Source organism: Luteitalea sp. (assembly GCF_044337415.1).
Classification (GTDB): Bacteria; Acidobacteriota; Vicinamibacteria; order Vicinamibacterales; family Vicinamibacteraceae; genus Luteitalea.
On record NZ_JBIINP010000049.1, the window covers coordinates 13,687 to 27,039 of the forward strand.

The following is a 13,353-nucleotide window of genomic DNA, read 5'->3' on the forward strand; positions in this document are numbered from 1 at the left end:
AACGACGTGCCGCTCGTCCAGCCTCGCGACGACTGTCGCGGAACGGCACGCCAGAAAGATCCAGGACGTGCGGAACGCCTGTGCGTCCCCCACGTGCCGTGAATTGTATCGGCCTCTGGCCCCATCCGTGTGAGACCAAGGTGGGATCTGGCCCTTCGGCTAGTCGCGATTGCCACGGCCAGCGCCGCATGCCGCGCGTACGTCCGGCGGAGACGTCCTGATCCTCGTCAGGGCAGCGCGATGGGAGGAAGACCCGCCGCGATGGCCGCCCTGTCCGATTCCTGCCAGGAGGGCAGCCGCAGCGAGGTCCCGAGCGCCTCGACGGGCTCGTCCCAGGTGAACCCGGGTGCGACGGTGGCGACCTCGATCAGCACGCCCCCGGGTTCGCGGAAATAGATCGACCGGAAGTACTGCCGGTCCCTGACGGGCGTGACCTCGACCCCCAGCAGGACCAGTGCTTCCCGCAGGGCAGCCTGCTCGTCCTCGCTGCCGATGGCCAGCGCGACGTGGTGCACGGTGCCGATGCCGTTCACCCCGCGCGGCACATCCCCGCCGCTGCGCACCTCGAGCCGGGCCCCGGGGCCACCCGGACCCACCTCGACGATCGCGTGATCCGCGTCGCCGTGCTGCACGGTGCAGCCCAGGATCTCGTGGAGGAACGCCAGTGTCGGCTCGGCCTCGCGGACGTGCAGGGTCACCGAGTGCAGCCCGCGCACCGCATGGTCACCATCGACCCCGCCGCGCGTCCACGGAAGCCGCGCGTCGCCGTCGGCGCCCGCCAGTTCGATGACCAGCCCTGACGGATCGCGCAGGCGCAGGCGCGGCGCCTCGTCGGTGCCCACATCGGTCGCCGCGATGCCTGCGGCGGCGAGCCGCGCTCGCCACCAGGGCAGCGCCGTCGCTGGCACCGAGAACGCGGTCGAGACCACCTGTCCCGCGCCGATCGTGCCGGGGCGCACCCCTTGCCCGTGATACGGGAACGTCGTCCAGATCGTGCCCGGCCGGCCACGCTCGTCGCCGTAGTAGAAGTGGAAGACGCGGTGGTTGTCGAAGTTGACGGTCTGCTTCACCAGGCGGAGCCCGAGCACGCCGAGGCAGAAGTCCAGGTCGGGTTGCGCCTGGTCCACCGTCGCCGTCACGTGATGCAGGCCGAGCAGGCCGGGGATCATTTCGCGTCCACCTTCGGGCGCTCGCGGCGGGTCGCCAACTCGCGGGCGATGCCGTACACGGTTTGCGTGATGCGCCGCAGCTTCGGGAAGTCGATGTCGTCGATCTCGTCGTCGAGGCCGTGGTAGTCCTCGTGGACGCCCGTGAAGAAGAAGGCGATCGGGATCCCGCGCTTCGCGTACTGGTAGTGGTCGCTCCGCTCGTAGATGCCCGCCGGGTTGTCGGGGGCGTCGAGCGCGTAGTCGAGCCGCAGCTTGTGATACCCGGCGTTGACGCGTTCGACCAGGCCGCCGAGTTCGGTCGACAGCCGTTTCGCCCCCACCACGTACACGCTGTCGAGTTCGGTCAGGGCCAGCGGGTTGGCCGGGCGTGGCGACCCGATGGGACGGCCTCGGCCGATCATGTCGATGTTCAGCTGCGCGACGACGCGATCCAGGGGCACGGTGGGGTGGTCGGTGAAATAGCGGGAGCCCCACAGGCCTGCTTCCTCGCCGGTGTGCCACACGAAGAGGATCGAGCGCTTCGGGCGCGGCCGCGTTGTCGCGAACGCCTCGGCCATGGCCAGCAGGCCCACGGTGCCCGAACCGTCGTCATCGGCGCCGTTGTAGATCGTGTCGCCCGCGGCATTCGGCGTGTCGGCCATGCCGAGATGGTCGTAGTGGGCGCCCAGCGCGACGTACTCGCCGGCGAGCGAGGGATCGCTGCCCTCGAGGACCGCGACGACGTTGCTGCTGGTCAGCTTGTCGTCGGTGCTGGGAATCTCGAGACGGACGGTCGCGCCGGTCATCACGAAGGGCGCGGCGGGGTCCTGCCGTACGGCGCGCTGGAACGCTTCCTGCGCACCGAGGGGCTGTCCCGCGAACAGGGCGGCGATGCCGCTGGCGCTCAGCGTGGCCGAGGGCAGGGGACGCGCGTCCTGCGTGAAGGCGTCGACGGTGAGCGATGTGCGGGCCGGCCGTGCCTGGGCGGTGACGGCCCATCGGGACAGCGTCGCGTAGTCGGGCAGGTAGAGCACGGCGAGGGCTCCCCTGGCGCGCGCAGCCATCTCCGGCATCTGCCAGTCCTCGCCCGGGCGTCCCGTCAGGTCGTTCCGCGTGAACCCCGACGGCAGCCCGGCGTGGGTGACCACGATCCGGCCCTTCACGTCGATGCCCTGATACGGGTCGACGCCACGGGATCGGATGACCGTGCCGTTGCCGAGATAGACCACCGGCCCTTCCACCGTGCCTGCCGTGGCCCCGGGCAAGAAGTCCGTGCCGTGCGCAAGGGATGTCCTGCCCACAGACAGGGTGGCCTTGTCGAGGTGGACCGTACGCCGGGTGAGCGCGATGGCCTGCAGATAGGAGCCGCCGTCGCCGGCCGGCGTGAGCCCGAGGCGTGTGAGCTGCGCGACCAGGTAGGCGGCCGCCGCGTCGATGCCGCGCGAGCCGGTCTTGCGGCCCTCGAGGGCATCGGACGCGATGAACCCCAGGTGGGCGCGCAACGCGCGCTCCGTGATGGCCTCGGCGCCCGGGGGCGAGGCCGGAGCGGCCCCGAGCGTGGAGGGGCCGCGGGCGACCGAGACCGCCGCCAGGACGGCGACCGTCGCGAGAAACAACACTCTGGAAGAGGACGGCACGCACCGATTGTATCGGGCAGGGGCGCGCGCGCGTCGTAGACTGTGGCCGGGTCGCCGCTCCCGTCGCCCCCATTCACTCGTGCGCATCGCCGTCATCGGATCAGGCATTTCCGGCCTCGGGGCCGCCTACGTGCTGTCCCGCCAGCATCACGTCACGCTCTTCGAGCGCGAACCCCGCCTGGGCGGGCATGCCCATACGCACGCCATCCCGACGCCGACCGGCGTCCTGCCCCTCGACACCGGCTTCCTGGTGTTCAACGAGCGGACGTACCCCAACTTCATCGAACTGCTCCGCCAGCTCGACGTGCCGTCGCATTCGACCGACATGTGCTTCGGCGTGCGTTGCCGGCGGTGCGGGCTCGAGTACGCCAGCCAGTCGATCTCGTCGCTGCTGGCCCAGCGCTGGCGAGTCTTCGATCCGCGGCACATGCGGATGCTCGTGGAGATCGTCCGGTACTTCCGCGCGGCGCGGCGCTTGCTGCACTCGACGGAGGGCTACGACCTCACGCTCGGCGGCTTCCTGCAGCGCGAGGGTTTCTCGAGCCAATTGACCCGCCATTTCGTCCTGCCGATGGGCGGCGCCATCTGGTCGGCGTCGTTTGCCGACATGATGGAGGCGCCGGCGCGTACCATCCTGCAGTTCTACGAGAACCACGGCCTGCTGGCGGCCTCGGGGGCGCCGCCCTGGCGGACGGTCACGGGCGGGAGCCGCGCCTACGTCGAGGCGATCGCGGCCCGCGTGTCGGGTCCTATCCACCTGGGCACGCCCGTGCAGCGAATCGTGCGCCTCGACGAGGGCGTCGAAGTGCAGACGGGCATGGCGACAGCGGAGCGCTTCGATCGCGTGGTCATCGCGACGCACGCCGACACGGCGCTGGCGCTGCTGGCCGATGCCTCGCCGGCCGAGCAGGAGGCGCTGGGCGCGTTCCGGTACTCGGTGAACCGCACGGTGCTGCACACCGACGCCTCGGTGCTGCCGCGCACGCGCCGCGCCTGGGCCTCGTGGAACTGCGACATCCATGACTGCCACGACACGTCGGCCCCCGTGTCCCTGACCTACCACCTGAACCGGCTGCAGGGCGTCGCGGGCGACACCCAGTACTGCGTGACCCTCAACGGCCGGGCGGCGCCGGGGGGCGAGACCCTGGCGGTGATGGACTACGCGCACCCCGTGCTCGACAGGTCGGCGGTCACGGCGCAGGCCCGCGTGGAGGCCATCAACGGCGACCGGCACACGTTCTTCTGCGGCGCCCACCTGCGCTACGGGTTCCACGAGGACGGCCTGGTCTCGGCCCTCCGCGTGACCGAGCGTCTCGGGGCCCGCCTGTGATGCCGCCGATCGGCTGGTTGTACCGCGGGCATGTCTGGCACGCCCGCACGGCGCCACGCCACGCCTTCACGTACCCCACCTACATGCACCTGTTCGACCTCGATCAGGTGGGGCGCATCAACGACAGCTTCCGGCTGCTCGGCTACAACCGTCGCCGCCTGGTGGGGCTGCACGACGCCGACCACCTCGATGGCCGACCGCTGCGCACCGCCGTCGAGCACGCGCTGGTGTCGCGCGGCCACGCCTGGCCCGGGGGGCAGGTGCTGCTGCTCACGCACTGCCGCGTCGCCGGGTACGTGTTCAATCCCGTGAGCTTCTTCTACTGCTTCGACGAGGCCGGGCGGCTCGCGACAGTGCTGGCCGAGGTGAACAACACCTACGGCGAACGGCACCTGTACGTGCTGCCCGCCGACGCCCCGACGCACAAGAAGGAGTTCCACGTGTCGCCGTTCTTCGACCTCGACGGCACGTACCGCTTCGGCCTCGAGGCGCCCGGCGAGGCCCTCCGGGTGGGCATCGACCTGACCGTCGGCCAGGATCGACGCTTCGAGGCGAGACTTGCCCTGCAGAGGAAGCGTCTCACCGATGTCGCCGTGGCCGGGATGGTGGCGCGCCAGCCGGTCGTGACGGCGCAGGTGATTGCGGCGATTCACTGGGAAGCCGCCCGCCTGTGGTGGAAGGGCGTGCCGTTTCGCGACAAGCCGGCCTACGCGCCGGAGACCGCGCGCCAGACCCAGCCCTAGCTCGGAACCATGGAGGACGCTTCCGCGTGAGTGAACACTTCGACGGCGAGAGCCCGGCGGGCTCCTTCGATGCCGCCCTGACGGTCCCCGACGCCCCCGCCCGTGGCGCGTCGTCACCCGGCCTCCTGGCGCGGATCGCCAAGGCTCGCCTCATCGAGGCCCTGCCGCAACTCGCGGTCGGCCGCCTGACGATCCACCTGCCTGATGGGGCCACGCACCAGGGCGGCGACCCGGACTCGGCGCTCCACGCCACGATGTGGATCGACGACGAGGCGTTCTTCGGCGCGTTCGCGGCGCGCGGCGACATCGGCGTCGGCGAGTCGTGGATGGCCGGACACTTCCGCACCGACGACCTCGTCGCCCTCCTCGAGATCGGCATCCGGAACGAGGCGGCGCTGCCGCAGGTCAGCTGGCTGACGCGGCTGCTCAACGTCGGCAACGACCTGCGGCACCGGCTCCGGCCCAACACCCGGGCCGGCAGCCGCCGCAACATCCACGCGCACTACGACCTCAGCAACGCGCTGTTCTCGCTGTTCCTCGACCCGGCGATGGTGTACTCGTCGGCGTACTACGAGCGGGCCGACGACACGCTGGCCGAGGCGCAGCAGCAGAAGTTCCGCCGCCTTGCCGAGGCGGTGGGCCTGCATCGCGGCGCGCATGTCCTCGAGATCGGGTGTGGCTGGGGCGGCTTCGCGATCTTCGCCGCGCGTACCTACGGGTGCCGCGTCACGGGCATCACCGTGTCGGAGGAGCAGTTCGAACTGGCCACGGCGCGGGTCCGCGAGGCCGGCTTGCAGGGGCAGGTCGACATCCGGTTCTGCGATTACCGCGACGTCGACGGGCAGTACTCGCACATCGTGTCCATCGAGATGCTGGAGGCCGTCGGCCGGGAGCACTGGCAGACGTTCTTCGAGGTGTGCCACGCCCGCCTCGCGCCGGGTGGCGCCCTCGCGATCCAGACGATCGGCATGCCCGATCACCGGTTCGAGACCTACGCCAGGCACGCCGACTGGATCCAGAAGTACATCTTCCCGGGCGGCATGCTCCCGAGCGTCGGCGCGATGGTCGACGCCGCCTCGACGACCACGCCGCTGACGCTGCGCTGGATCGACGACATCGCGCCGCACTACGCCCGGACGCTCCGCGAGTGGCGCGTGCAGTTCCTCGACCGGCTCGACGAGGTGCGCGCGCTCGGCTTCGACGATCGGTTCGTCCGGATGTGGGTGTACTACCTGGCGTCGTGCGAGGCCATGTTCTCGACGCGCCAGATCAGCACGCTGCAACTGGTGATGGCGCGCGCCGGCGAATGATCCGGTGGCAATCTGAAACGTGACATCTGAGATTCTCGAGGCGCGGGCCTGCGGCCACGCGCCTCGGGATGCTGCGAGCGAGCGAAGGCCGAAGGCCGAGCCGCGCTGAATTTCGAATGTCGAATGTCAAATTGCCGGCATCACGACGTCGGCCACCAGCGGCAGGTGATCGCTGGCCACCAGCGTGAGCTTGTTGCGCGGGAGCGACACCTTCTCCACCGTCAGGCCGCCGGCCACGTAGATGTGGTCGAGATGGAACATCGGCAGCACGCCCGGATAGGTGCGCCGGCTGCGCAGGTGCTGCGTGAGGTCGACGCCCTCGAGCATCGCGCCGAGCGTCTTCGAGGTGAGCCCCTTCACCCACTCGTTGAAGTCGCCCAGCAGCACCTTCGGGCCGGGGACATGGGCGTCCGCGACGAACTCGGCCAGTCGCGGCGCCTGCTTGCGCCGCTCGAACACCGCCGTGCCGAGGTGCACGTTGAACACGTGCAGCGTGTGCCCATGGACGTCCACGTCCACGCGCACGCAGCCGCGCGGTTCGCGCTTGGCGCACGACAGGTCGCAGTGCAGCGACGAGGCGATCGGGAAGCGGCTCAGCACGACATTGCCGTAGGCCTTGCCTCGCAGCAGGCGCACCGAATCCATCACCCAGCCCATCCCGAGGCGTGCGCCGAGTTCGGCGGCCTGCCCATCTTCGTCGCTGCCGCGCCCCACCACTTCCTGCAGCGCGATCACGTCGGCGTCGAGGCTCGCCAGCACTTCGGCGATGCGATCCACCCTGGTGCGGCCGTCCATGCCGCGGCACTTGTGGATGTTGTAGGTCGCCAGCCGCAGGCGGCGGGAGGAGGGGGCGCGTGAGTGGCCGTGGTGTGTCATGATCGCGCCCGGGGCGTCGCTCAAGCCTACGCAACCCGCGCCAGGAAAGGGAAGCTCATGGGTCGTCTCGCATCCGAACTCACCGTCCAGTGCCCGTGCTGCCGCGCCGAGCTCGTCGTCGACGTGAACCTCAAGCGCGTGATCTCCCACAAGGAGGCGCGAACGGGCCCGGTGATCGAGATCGACGACGCACACCGGCTCCTGGCCGAGGAGGCCGCCGCGCGCGAGCGGCTGTTCGAGCAGTCGTTCAACGCCGAGAAGAACCGGGGCGACGACCTCGACCGGCGCTTCCGCGAGGCGCTCGAGCAGGCCAGGAAAGAGCCCATCACCCGCCCCGAGCGCGCCTTCGACCTCGACTAGTCGGCTTCACGGGGAGAGGCCTGTGGCGACAGGCAGCCTGCAGCCCGTCGCCTGTGGCCGTCCTATCGGCCGTGGCCCAATCGTCGCGCGAGGCGCACCGAGGCCGCGAAGTTCGGCGGCAGCGGGTGCCACCGGTGCTGTCCCCCGTAGTAGAGCGGCTTGAATCCCGGATGTGCGGCCATGAACGCGTGATAGCGGGCGCGCAGCCGCGCGATGCGGGCGTCCGACGTCTGCAGCGTCCGGTGCCGCAGGTCGATGAGGGCCTGTTCGACGTGCCAGAGGTTGCGCAACGAGCACCGCCAGTCGTACCGTCCCAGCGCGCGCAGGTCGAACAGCCCGTAGCCGGTGATGCGGCCCGTGGCATCGACGTACGGCTCGACGTAACTGGCTGCGAGGTCGCGCAGCGTGCGGAACACGGGACGGCGGCCATGCAGCCCGGGGTCGCGGGATCGGGCGATGCTGCCCCAGCCAGTGGCCGTGCGATAGACGAAGATCACGTGATCGAGCTTGTCCTCGGACTCGAGGCTCATCACGAGCGGTGGCCAGCCGTGCGCCTCGAGGATCACGGCCGCACTCAGCGCCGCTTCCATGCAGTGGGCGGTGCCGAGGGCCACGACGCGGCGGAACGATCGCTGCGTGTCGCCGTCGGGTTCGGCGTTGTAGGGCAGGACGTTCAGCCACCGCTGCACGTGCAGCGGCGTCCGGAGGCGGGCCATCAGCTGCCGCTCGCGCGGCGTGAATCGACAGGGCGGCATCAGGAACGGATGAGCAGATGATCCACGTCGGCACCTCCGGGTACAACTACCCGGAGTGGAAGGGGCGCTTCTATCCCGAGAAGCTGGCGGCGTCGAAGATGCTCCCGTACTACGCGGGCGTGTTCGACACGGTCGAGATCAACTACACGTTCTACCGCATGCCGACGCCTGCGGTGGTCGAAGGATGGGCGGCACAGGTGCCCGAGGCCTTCACGTTCACCCTGAAGGCGCCCAAGCGCATCACCCACGACCGGCGCCTGCAGGACGTGACCGACCCGCTGCGCGCCTTCTGCACGGCGGCCGGGGCGCTCGGCCCACGACTCGGCTGCGTGCTGGTGCAACTCGGCCCCACCTTCAAGTGCGACCTGCCGCGCCTGCAGGCCTTCATCGCGGAACTGCCGCCGGCGCTGCGCGTGGCCTTCGAGTTCCGCCACGCCTCCTGGTGGACCGACGAGGTCTACGACGCCCTGCGCGCCCGCAACCTCGCCCTGTGCCTCGCCGACAGCCCGGAGCGCCACACGCCGCTCATCCGCACGGCCGACTACGGTTACCTGCGCCTGCGCGACGAGGGCTACGCCGAGGACGACCTCGCGCGCTGGGCCGGTTGGGTCGGCGAGCAGCAGGATGCCTGGCGCGACACGTTCGTCTACTTCAAGCACGAGGACGAAGGGAAGGGGCCCGAGTTCGCGGCGCTGTTCAAGGCGAAGCTGTAACTGCCAGGGGCCCTCCGTCCTTTGGCCTTCGTCCTTTGGCCTTCGTCCTTTCGTCTTCGAGCCTTCAGGTGTAGTTCGTCATTCCCGGCATCGCGGCATCGCAGCATTCATGCCGGGGCATGGTGCTTTGCCCATGCGACCACGGCGTGCTCCGCCCAGTAGCCGTCATGCGCGGGGTCCGGTTCGCTCACGAAGCCGCAGTGCCCCCCGTCGTCGGTGATCAGCAGGCGCACGTGCGGGTTGCTCTCGACCTCGGGCCGCCGGAACTGATCGGGCGGCACGAAGGGATCGTTGGCGGCCGTGAGGATCAGCGCCGGCACGCGGATGCGGTCCACCACCCGCAGGCTCGACGCCTCGTGGTAATAGCGTTTCGCATTCCCGAAGCCGTTCATCGGCGCGGTGTACGCGTCGTCGAAGCCGCGAATCGTCCATACGCCCTTCAGCTTGCGCAGGTCGTACAGGTCGGGGAAGAGGCCGGCCTTGCGCTTCATCCGCGCGCGCAGGTTGCGCATGAAGTTGAGCTGATAGAAGACGTTCGACGGCTGCTCGATGGCGTCGATGCACGCGGCGAGATCGAGCGTGGGCGACACGGCGCACACGGCCTTCAGCTGCGGGGGCGCATCGGCGCCCAGATCACCGGCCAGCTTGAGCGTGAGGTTGCCGCCGAGCGAGTAGCCGGCCACGGCCACGGCCGGCACGCGCTCGTGCTCGATCATGTGGCGCAGCAGGAACAGCGGATCGTGCGTCAGGCCGGAGTGGTAGAGGCCACGCGACAGCGCTTCCGTGCCGCCGCAGTTGCGCTGGTTCAGCCGCACCACGCTGAAGCCCGCGCGCCACGCCTTCTCGGCGATGCCGCGCATGTAGTGCGCCAGGCTCGACCCCTCCAGGCCATGCAGCAGCAGGAGCGCCGGCGCCTTGTCGCGTTCGGGCTGCCAGTTGCAGTGCGCCAGGACCCGCGCGTGCGTGTCGGTGTCGAAGTAGCAGGCCTCTGGCTCGGGCAGCGCCGGCAACGCGCGCGACCGGGCCCAGGCATACACGGTCATGCGGTGACCGCCGGACCAGCGGCGGGACGGGACGTACGGCGTGAAGGGCAGCGAGGTCAAGGGACGAGGGACGGTACGAGTGAACGCTTAATGCTTAACGCTTAACGCTTAACGCTTAACGGTTTAACGCCGAACGCCGAATGCCGAGGAACGCCCCCCGGGCCCTGTGTGCCGAGCGCCGAGCTTCCGAGCCCCCAGCCCCCAGCCCCCAGCCCCCAGCCCCCAGCCCCCAGCCCCTAGCCCCCAGCCCCCAGCCCCCAGTTCCTACCGTAACCGATAGACCCGGAACCGCCCGTCGCGGTGCAGCTCTGGCAGCGGGAGGTCTCGGTCGATCACGAGCAGGTCCAGGTCGAAGCGCGCCGCGAGCGCGCGGGCCTTGTCGGCGTCGAGCGTCGAGATGTCGCCGAGAGCCTCCAGGCGCTCCTGCACGCGGATGGCTACGTCGCGATCGTACAGGGAGAGCGCCGCGTCCTTCACGCCCTCGACCAGCACGTCGCGCCGTGCCGTCAGGCGCACGCTGTGGCCGAACTTCCAGTCGTGATCCGGGTCTGCAAGCACGTGTGTCTCGGCGGGCGTGTGGTCGGCGATCCATCGCCCGACGCGCACCCAGTCCGAGTCCTCGAAGCCACGCTGCACGAACGCCCGCTCGGGGTGCTGCACCTGCGTGATGTAGACGCCGCGCGCGGCAGCAATGACGAGCAGGGCGAGCGCGACGGCCCGCGGGCGCCACGCCGCGGCCGGACGAGTGGTCTCGCGTGCAGTGCCGGCCTCGGCCAGGGCCCAGACGACCAGCACCACGGCCAGCAGGTCGGCCACCCAGAACACGCGCGACGTCTGCAATTGCACCGCCAGCGCGACCCGCGCGGCGATGAATGGCAGCGAGGCGAGGAACAGCAGCGCTAACGCGACCACGCCGACCGCCATGCCGGTCTCCCACGTCTCCGCGAGGCCACGGCGGACCCGCCACCGCCACACGGCGAACACCGCGGCGGCCGTCCCGAGGTTGGCCAGCCATGCGCCTGCCGGCCAGGCGTTCGGGAACACGTAGTCCTTCGAGGCGAACGGCAGGATCCACGCTGGATCCATGATCCGCAGGCGGGCGCCCAGCGGCGTCACCAGGAGCAGCAGCGCGGCGGCGAGGCTCGCTGCGCCGACGACGATCGCCAGGTCGCGGCGCCACGATGGCCGCCTCGCCAGCGTCGCGACCGCGAGCCACACCGCCCACCACAGTCCCGTCGTCGGGTGCAGGACCAGTGCGGCCCCGATGCACGCCCACGCCGCGCCGATGCGGCCGCTGGCCAGCGCCGCGGCCGCCCACGCACCTGCCGCAAACGCGAGGCCGCGCGGATGGTAGTAACCCTCGAAGGTGTTGGCGCCTGTCTCGGTGATGCGGTGTCGCAGGGTGACGGCCAGGCAGCAGGCCGCCGCCGTCCACGGACTGCGCGACAGCTGTCGCGCCAGCACCCACACGGCCCCGAAGAGCAGGGCCAGGCTCGCGACATGGCCCGCCAGCATCAGCGGCTCCAGCGGCAGCCCGAGCGTCGTCGTGAGCCACGCCGTGATCTCGTCGCTCACCATCAGCCGGCCCTGCGCCTCGAGCAACGCCGCGTCACGCGGATACAACGACGGCTCGGCCGCGAGGAAGATCGACGGCAGGTAGAACGCCTGGTCGGCGACGCCGAAGCGATACCCGGCGGCGTTCGCGATGGCGAGCACGACGAGGACGGCCAGGCCAAGAGCGCCGAGCAGGACGCGAACCGGCAGCGACGCCCTCACGAGGTGAGATCCGGCGGCAGCAGGCGCCGATCCGCCGAGTCACCGTAGAGGGGCGGCAGCGGAATGCCGCACTCGCGCAGGTACACGCACAACTGCCCGCGATGGTGGACCAGGTGTCGCACGACGTACCGCGACACGGCCTCGGCGCGGGGCATCGTCTCGATCACGTGGCCGTCGCGCAGCAGCGTCCATTCCGCAAGCCAGGCATCCTCGTCCATCACGTCGAGTACCTGGTGGGCTCGCGCGATGGCCGCCTCGTGCGCCTCGAGAATCGCGGCAGCGGACGCGGGCACATCGGGCCCGGGTCCGCCGGCGCCCATGTCGTAGGTCGCCGTCCTCGCCACCGCCGCCGTCCAGCCCGGGATGGTCGCGACATGCATCGCGAGCCGCCCGAGCCGGAACGATGCCGGGTGCGGCCGCCAGTCGAGCGGCGCCTCCTGGACCGCAGTGAGGACCTCGTGCGAGACCCGCACTTCAGCGTCCAGTTGCAGGCGGAGCAGGCGACCGATCATGACGCAGGCCTCCGAGAAGTGGGCCGAGACTGCCCGGGACGACGCGCCCGAGCTCGAGCCAGGCGCCGAGCAGGCGCCTGTCGCGGCTGGCGGGATCGACCTCGGCGGGAACGAAGCCGCCCGAGGTCGTGATGCGCAACTGACTGGAGCGGCCCTGCTGGCCCGGGCGCGCGGGCGGCGCGTCGATGAAGGTGCGCACCACCTCGCCAGCCGCGAGATCCCACGACGTGGTGGTGGCGCCCCACTGCGCCGTCACCGTGACCGGCACCGCACCCGCACGGATGTCGAACGTGCGGGCGGCCTCATCAGGGAACACGAGCGTGAGCATCACCGAGGACTTGCCACGCAGCCAGATGCCCGCGGGCTCCGGCCAGGCATCCTCGCCATGCACGAGCACCGCCAGGCCGGCCTGCGTCGCGCTGCCGAGCACGGCCGGCGTCTGCGGCCGCGCGCTGGCGTCGACGATGCGCTGCGGCGTGAGGCGGAGCCGTGGGGAGGCGGCGGTGATCGGCGCCGACGCCTTGAAGCCGACGAACCCGATGTCGACGGGCAGCGAGAACGTGCGCGCCCACACGCCCGGGGGCGTGACCGACACCGACCATGTTTCGAGCGGTGGGCTGACGCGCCCGGCATGTACGGCGAGCGCACCCTCGACGCTCGGCTGCGCCGCGCCGGCCCCGCTCTCGCCTGGCGGAAACACGAGGTCGACGCCGTAGGTGCCTGCAGGCAGCGACAGCCGACGCCCGAACAACTGCGTTGCCCGATCCTCGCGGCGATCCCCTGCCGCGTGCACGACGAGCGGGAACAGCTCAGGCACGGTGGCGGGATCGAGACGCGTCAGCGGATCGTAACGGATGGCGAGTGGACGACGGCTGGCGTCGTAGTCGTCGAGCAGGCGGACGCGCGGACGGTCCTCGAGCGACGGGGGCGGCGTGCTCGGCGACGCCACGGCGCCGGCCAGCGCCGGGACGAGCCCCACCATCACCACCACCAGCGACACGGCCATCAGGTGCGCGCGCCCGGCGCGTACCGGGTGGACGCGACGGCTCGAGAACAGCACGCCCTGCAGCAGCGCGAGCCCACCCCACAGCGCGACCAGCGTCCACGCCTGCGCGGGCGACTGCCGAAGGAACGTCGGCAGCAGTGTCCA

General features: G+C 70.7%; 13 protein-coding genes. 5 read left to right on the forward strand and 8 right to left on the reverse strand.

The genetic code is table 11. The features are described from left to right. Positions 1 to 227: 227 nt before the first annotated feature. Positions 228 to 1,169: a VOC family protein gene (locus ACIRDX_RS10115; RefSeq protein WP_396625296.1), complete on the reverse strand. Its 942-nt coding sequence runs from the start codon at positions 1,167 to 1,169 to the stop codon at positions 228 to 230. Further along, the gene (locus ACIRDX_RS10120) at positions 1,166 to 2,785 is read right to left on the reverse strand and encodes a M20/M25/M40 family metallo-hydrolase (protein WP_396625297.1); all 1,620 of its coding nucleotides are present in this window, start codon (positions 2,783 to 2,785) and stop codon (positions 1,166 to 1,168) included. The genes ACIRDX_RS10115 and ACIRDX_RS10120 overlap by 4 nt, the downstream gene beginning before the upstream one ends. 79 nt (positions 2,786 to 2,864) lie before the next feature. Between ACIRDX_RS10120 and ACIRDX_RS10125 the strand changes: the two genes are divergently transcribed. Genes ACIRDX_RS10125 through ACIRDX_RS10135 form a run of 3 tightly spaced genes read left to right on the forward strand, consistent with a single transcriptional unit; the run spans position 2,865 to position 6,168 of the window. Then, entirely contained in the window at positions 2,865 to 4,115 is a 1,251-nt protein-coding gene (locus tag ACIRDX_RS10125) for an NAD(P)/FAD-dependent oxidoreductase (protein ID WP_396625298.1), read from the forward strand. Continuing rightward, on the forward strand, positions 4,115 to 4,858 hold the full coding sequence (locus tag ACIRDX_RS10130; RefSeq protein ID WP_396625299.1) for a DUF1365 domain-containing protein: 744 nt from the start codon (positions 4,115 to 4,117) through the stop codon (positions 4,856 to 4,858). The genes ACIRDX_RS10125 and ACIRDX_RS10130 overlap by 1 nt, the downstream gene beginning before the upstream one ends. A 26-nt stretch (positions 4,859 to 4,884) precedes the next feature. Beyond that, complete coding sequence (locus tag ACIRDX_RS10135) at positions 4,885 to 6,168, forward strand: class I SAM-dependent methyltransferase (RefSeq protein WP_396625300.1); 1,284 nt, start codon at positions 4,885 to 4,887, stop codon at positions 6,166 to 6,168. 126 nt (positions 6,169 to 6,294) lie between these two features. Here ACIRDX_RS10135 and ACIRDX_RS10140 read toward each other — a convergent pair whose 3' ends face one another. Further along, complete coding sequence (locus tag ACIRDX_RS10140; RefSeq protein ID WP_396625301.1) at positions 6,295 to 7,044, reverse strand: endonuclease/exonuclease/phosphatase family protein; 750 nt, start codon at positions 7,042 to 7,044, stop codon at positions 6,295 to 6,297. A 57-nt stretch (positions 7,045 to 7,101) separates the two neighbouring features. Here ACIRDX_RS10140 and ACIRDX_RS10145 point away from each other — a divergent pair, with 57 nt between their 5' ends. After that, complete coding sequence (locus ACIRDX_RS10145) at positions 7,102 to 7,404, forward strand: hypothetical protein (RefSeq protein ID WP_396625302.1); 303 nt, start codon at positions 7,102 to 7,104, stop codon at positions 7,402 to 7,404. Between the two features lie 62 nt (positions 7,405 to 7,466). On the opposite strand, the gene ACIRDX_RS10150 is transcribed toward ACIRDX_RS10145, so the two are convergent. Beyond that, complete coding sequence (locus ACIRDX_RS10150; RefSeq protein WP_396625303.1) at positions 7,467 to 8,159, reverse strand: hypothetical protein; 693 nt, start codon at positions 8,157 to 8,159, stop codon at positions 7,467 to 7,469. A gap of 17 nt (positions 8,160 to 8,176) precedes the next feature. On the opposite strand from ACIRDX_RS10150, the gene ACIRDX_RS10155 reads away from it, so the two are divergent. Continuing rightward, positions 8,177 to 8,872, forward strand: a complete 696-nt coding sequence (locus ACIRDX_RS10155; protein WP_396625304.1) for a DUF72 domain-containing protein — start codon at positions 8,177 to 8,179, stop codon at positions 8,870 to 8,872. Between the two features lie 107 nt (positions 8,873 to 8,979). Here the strand turns inward: ACIRDX_RS10155 and ACIRDX_RS10160 are convergent, their stop codons facing one another. The 4 genes from ACIRDX_RS10160 to ACIRDX_RS10175 all read right to left on the reverse strand — a co-directional run. Further along, entirely contained in the window at positions 8,980 to 9,915 is a 936-nt protein-coding gene (locus ACIRDX_RS10160) for a YheT family hydrolase (protein ID WP_396625305.1), read from the reverse strand. Between the two features lie 264 nt (positions 9,916 to 10,179). Beyond that, entirely contained in the window at positions 10,180 to 11,691 is a 1,512-nt protein-coding gene (locus ACIRDX_RS10165) for a hypothetical protein (RefSeq protein ID WP_396625306.1), read from the reverse strand. Further along, the gene (locus ACIRDX_RS10170; RefSeq protein ID WP_396625307.1) at positions 11,688 to 12,203 is read right to left on the reverse strand and encodes a DinB family protein; all 516 of its coding nucleotides are present in this window, start codon (positions 12,201 to 12,203) and stop codon (positions 11,688 to 11,690) included. Before ACIRDX_RS10170 ends, ACIRDX_RS10165 begins: the two co-directional genes overlap by 4 nt. Then, positions 12,166 to 13,353, reverse strand: a 1,188-nt coding sequence (locus ACIRDX_RS10175) for a hypothetical protein (RefSeq protein WP_396625308.1), incomplete at its 5' end; no start/stop codon positions are given. The genes ACIRDX_RS10175 and ACIRDX_RS10170, both read right to left, overlap by 38 nt.

Coding starts and splice junctions, on each gene's coding strand:
- ACIRDX_RS10155 (WP_396625304.1), top strand. CDS start 8,177: ATGATCCACGTCGGCACCTCCGGGTACAACTACCCGGAGTGGAAGGGG.
- ACIRDX_RS10170 (WP_396625307.1), bottom strand. CDS start 12,203: ATGATCGGTCGCCTGCTCCGCCTGCAACTGGACGCTGAAGTGCGGGTC.
- ACIRDX_RS10150 (WP_396625303.1), bottom strand. CDS start 8,159: ATGCCGCCCTGTCGATTCACGCCGCGCGAGCGGCAGCTGATGGCCCGC.
- ACIRDX_RS10130 (WP_396625299.1), top strand. CDS start 4,115: ATGCCGCCGATCGGCTGGTTGTACCGCGGGCATGTCTGGCACGCCCGC.
- ACIRDX_RS10145 (WP_396625302.1), top strand. CDS start 7,102: ATGGGTCGTCTCGCATCCGAACTCACCGTCCAGTGCCCGTGCTGCCGC.
- ACIRDX_RS10140 (WP_396625301.1), bottom strand. CDS start 7,044: ATGACACACCACGGCCACTCACGCGCCCCCTCCTCCCGCCGCCTGCGG.
- ACIRDX_RS10115 (WP_396625296.1), bottom strand. CDS start 1,169: ATGATCCCCGGCCTGCTCGGCCTGCATCACGTGACGGCGACGGTGGAC.
- ACIRDX_RS10160 (WP_396625305.1), bottom strand. CDS start 9,915: ATGACCGTGTATGCCTGGGCCCGGTCGCGCGCGTTGCCGGCGCTGCCC.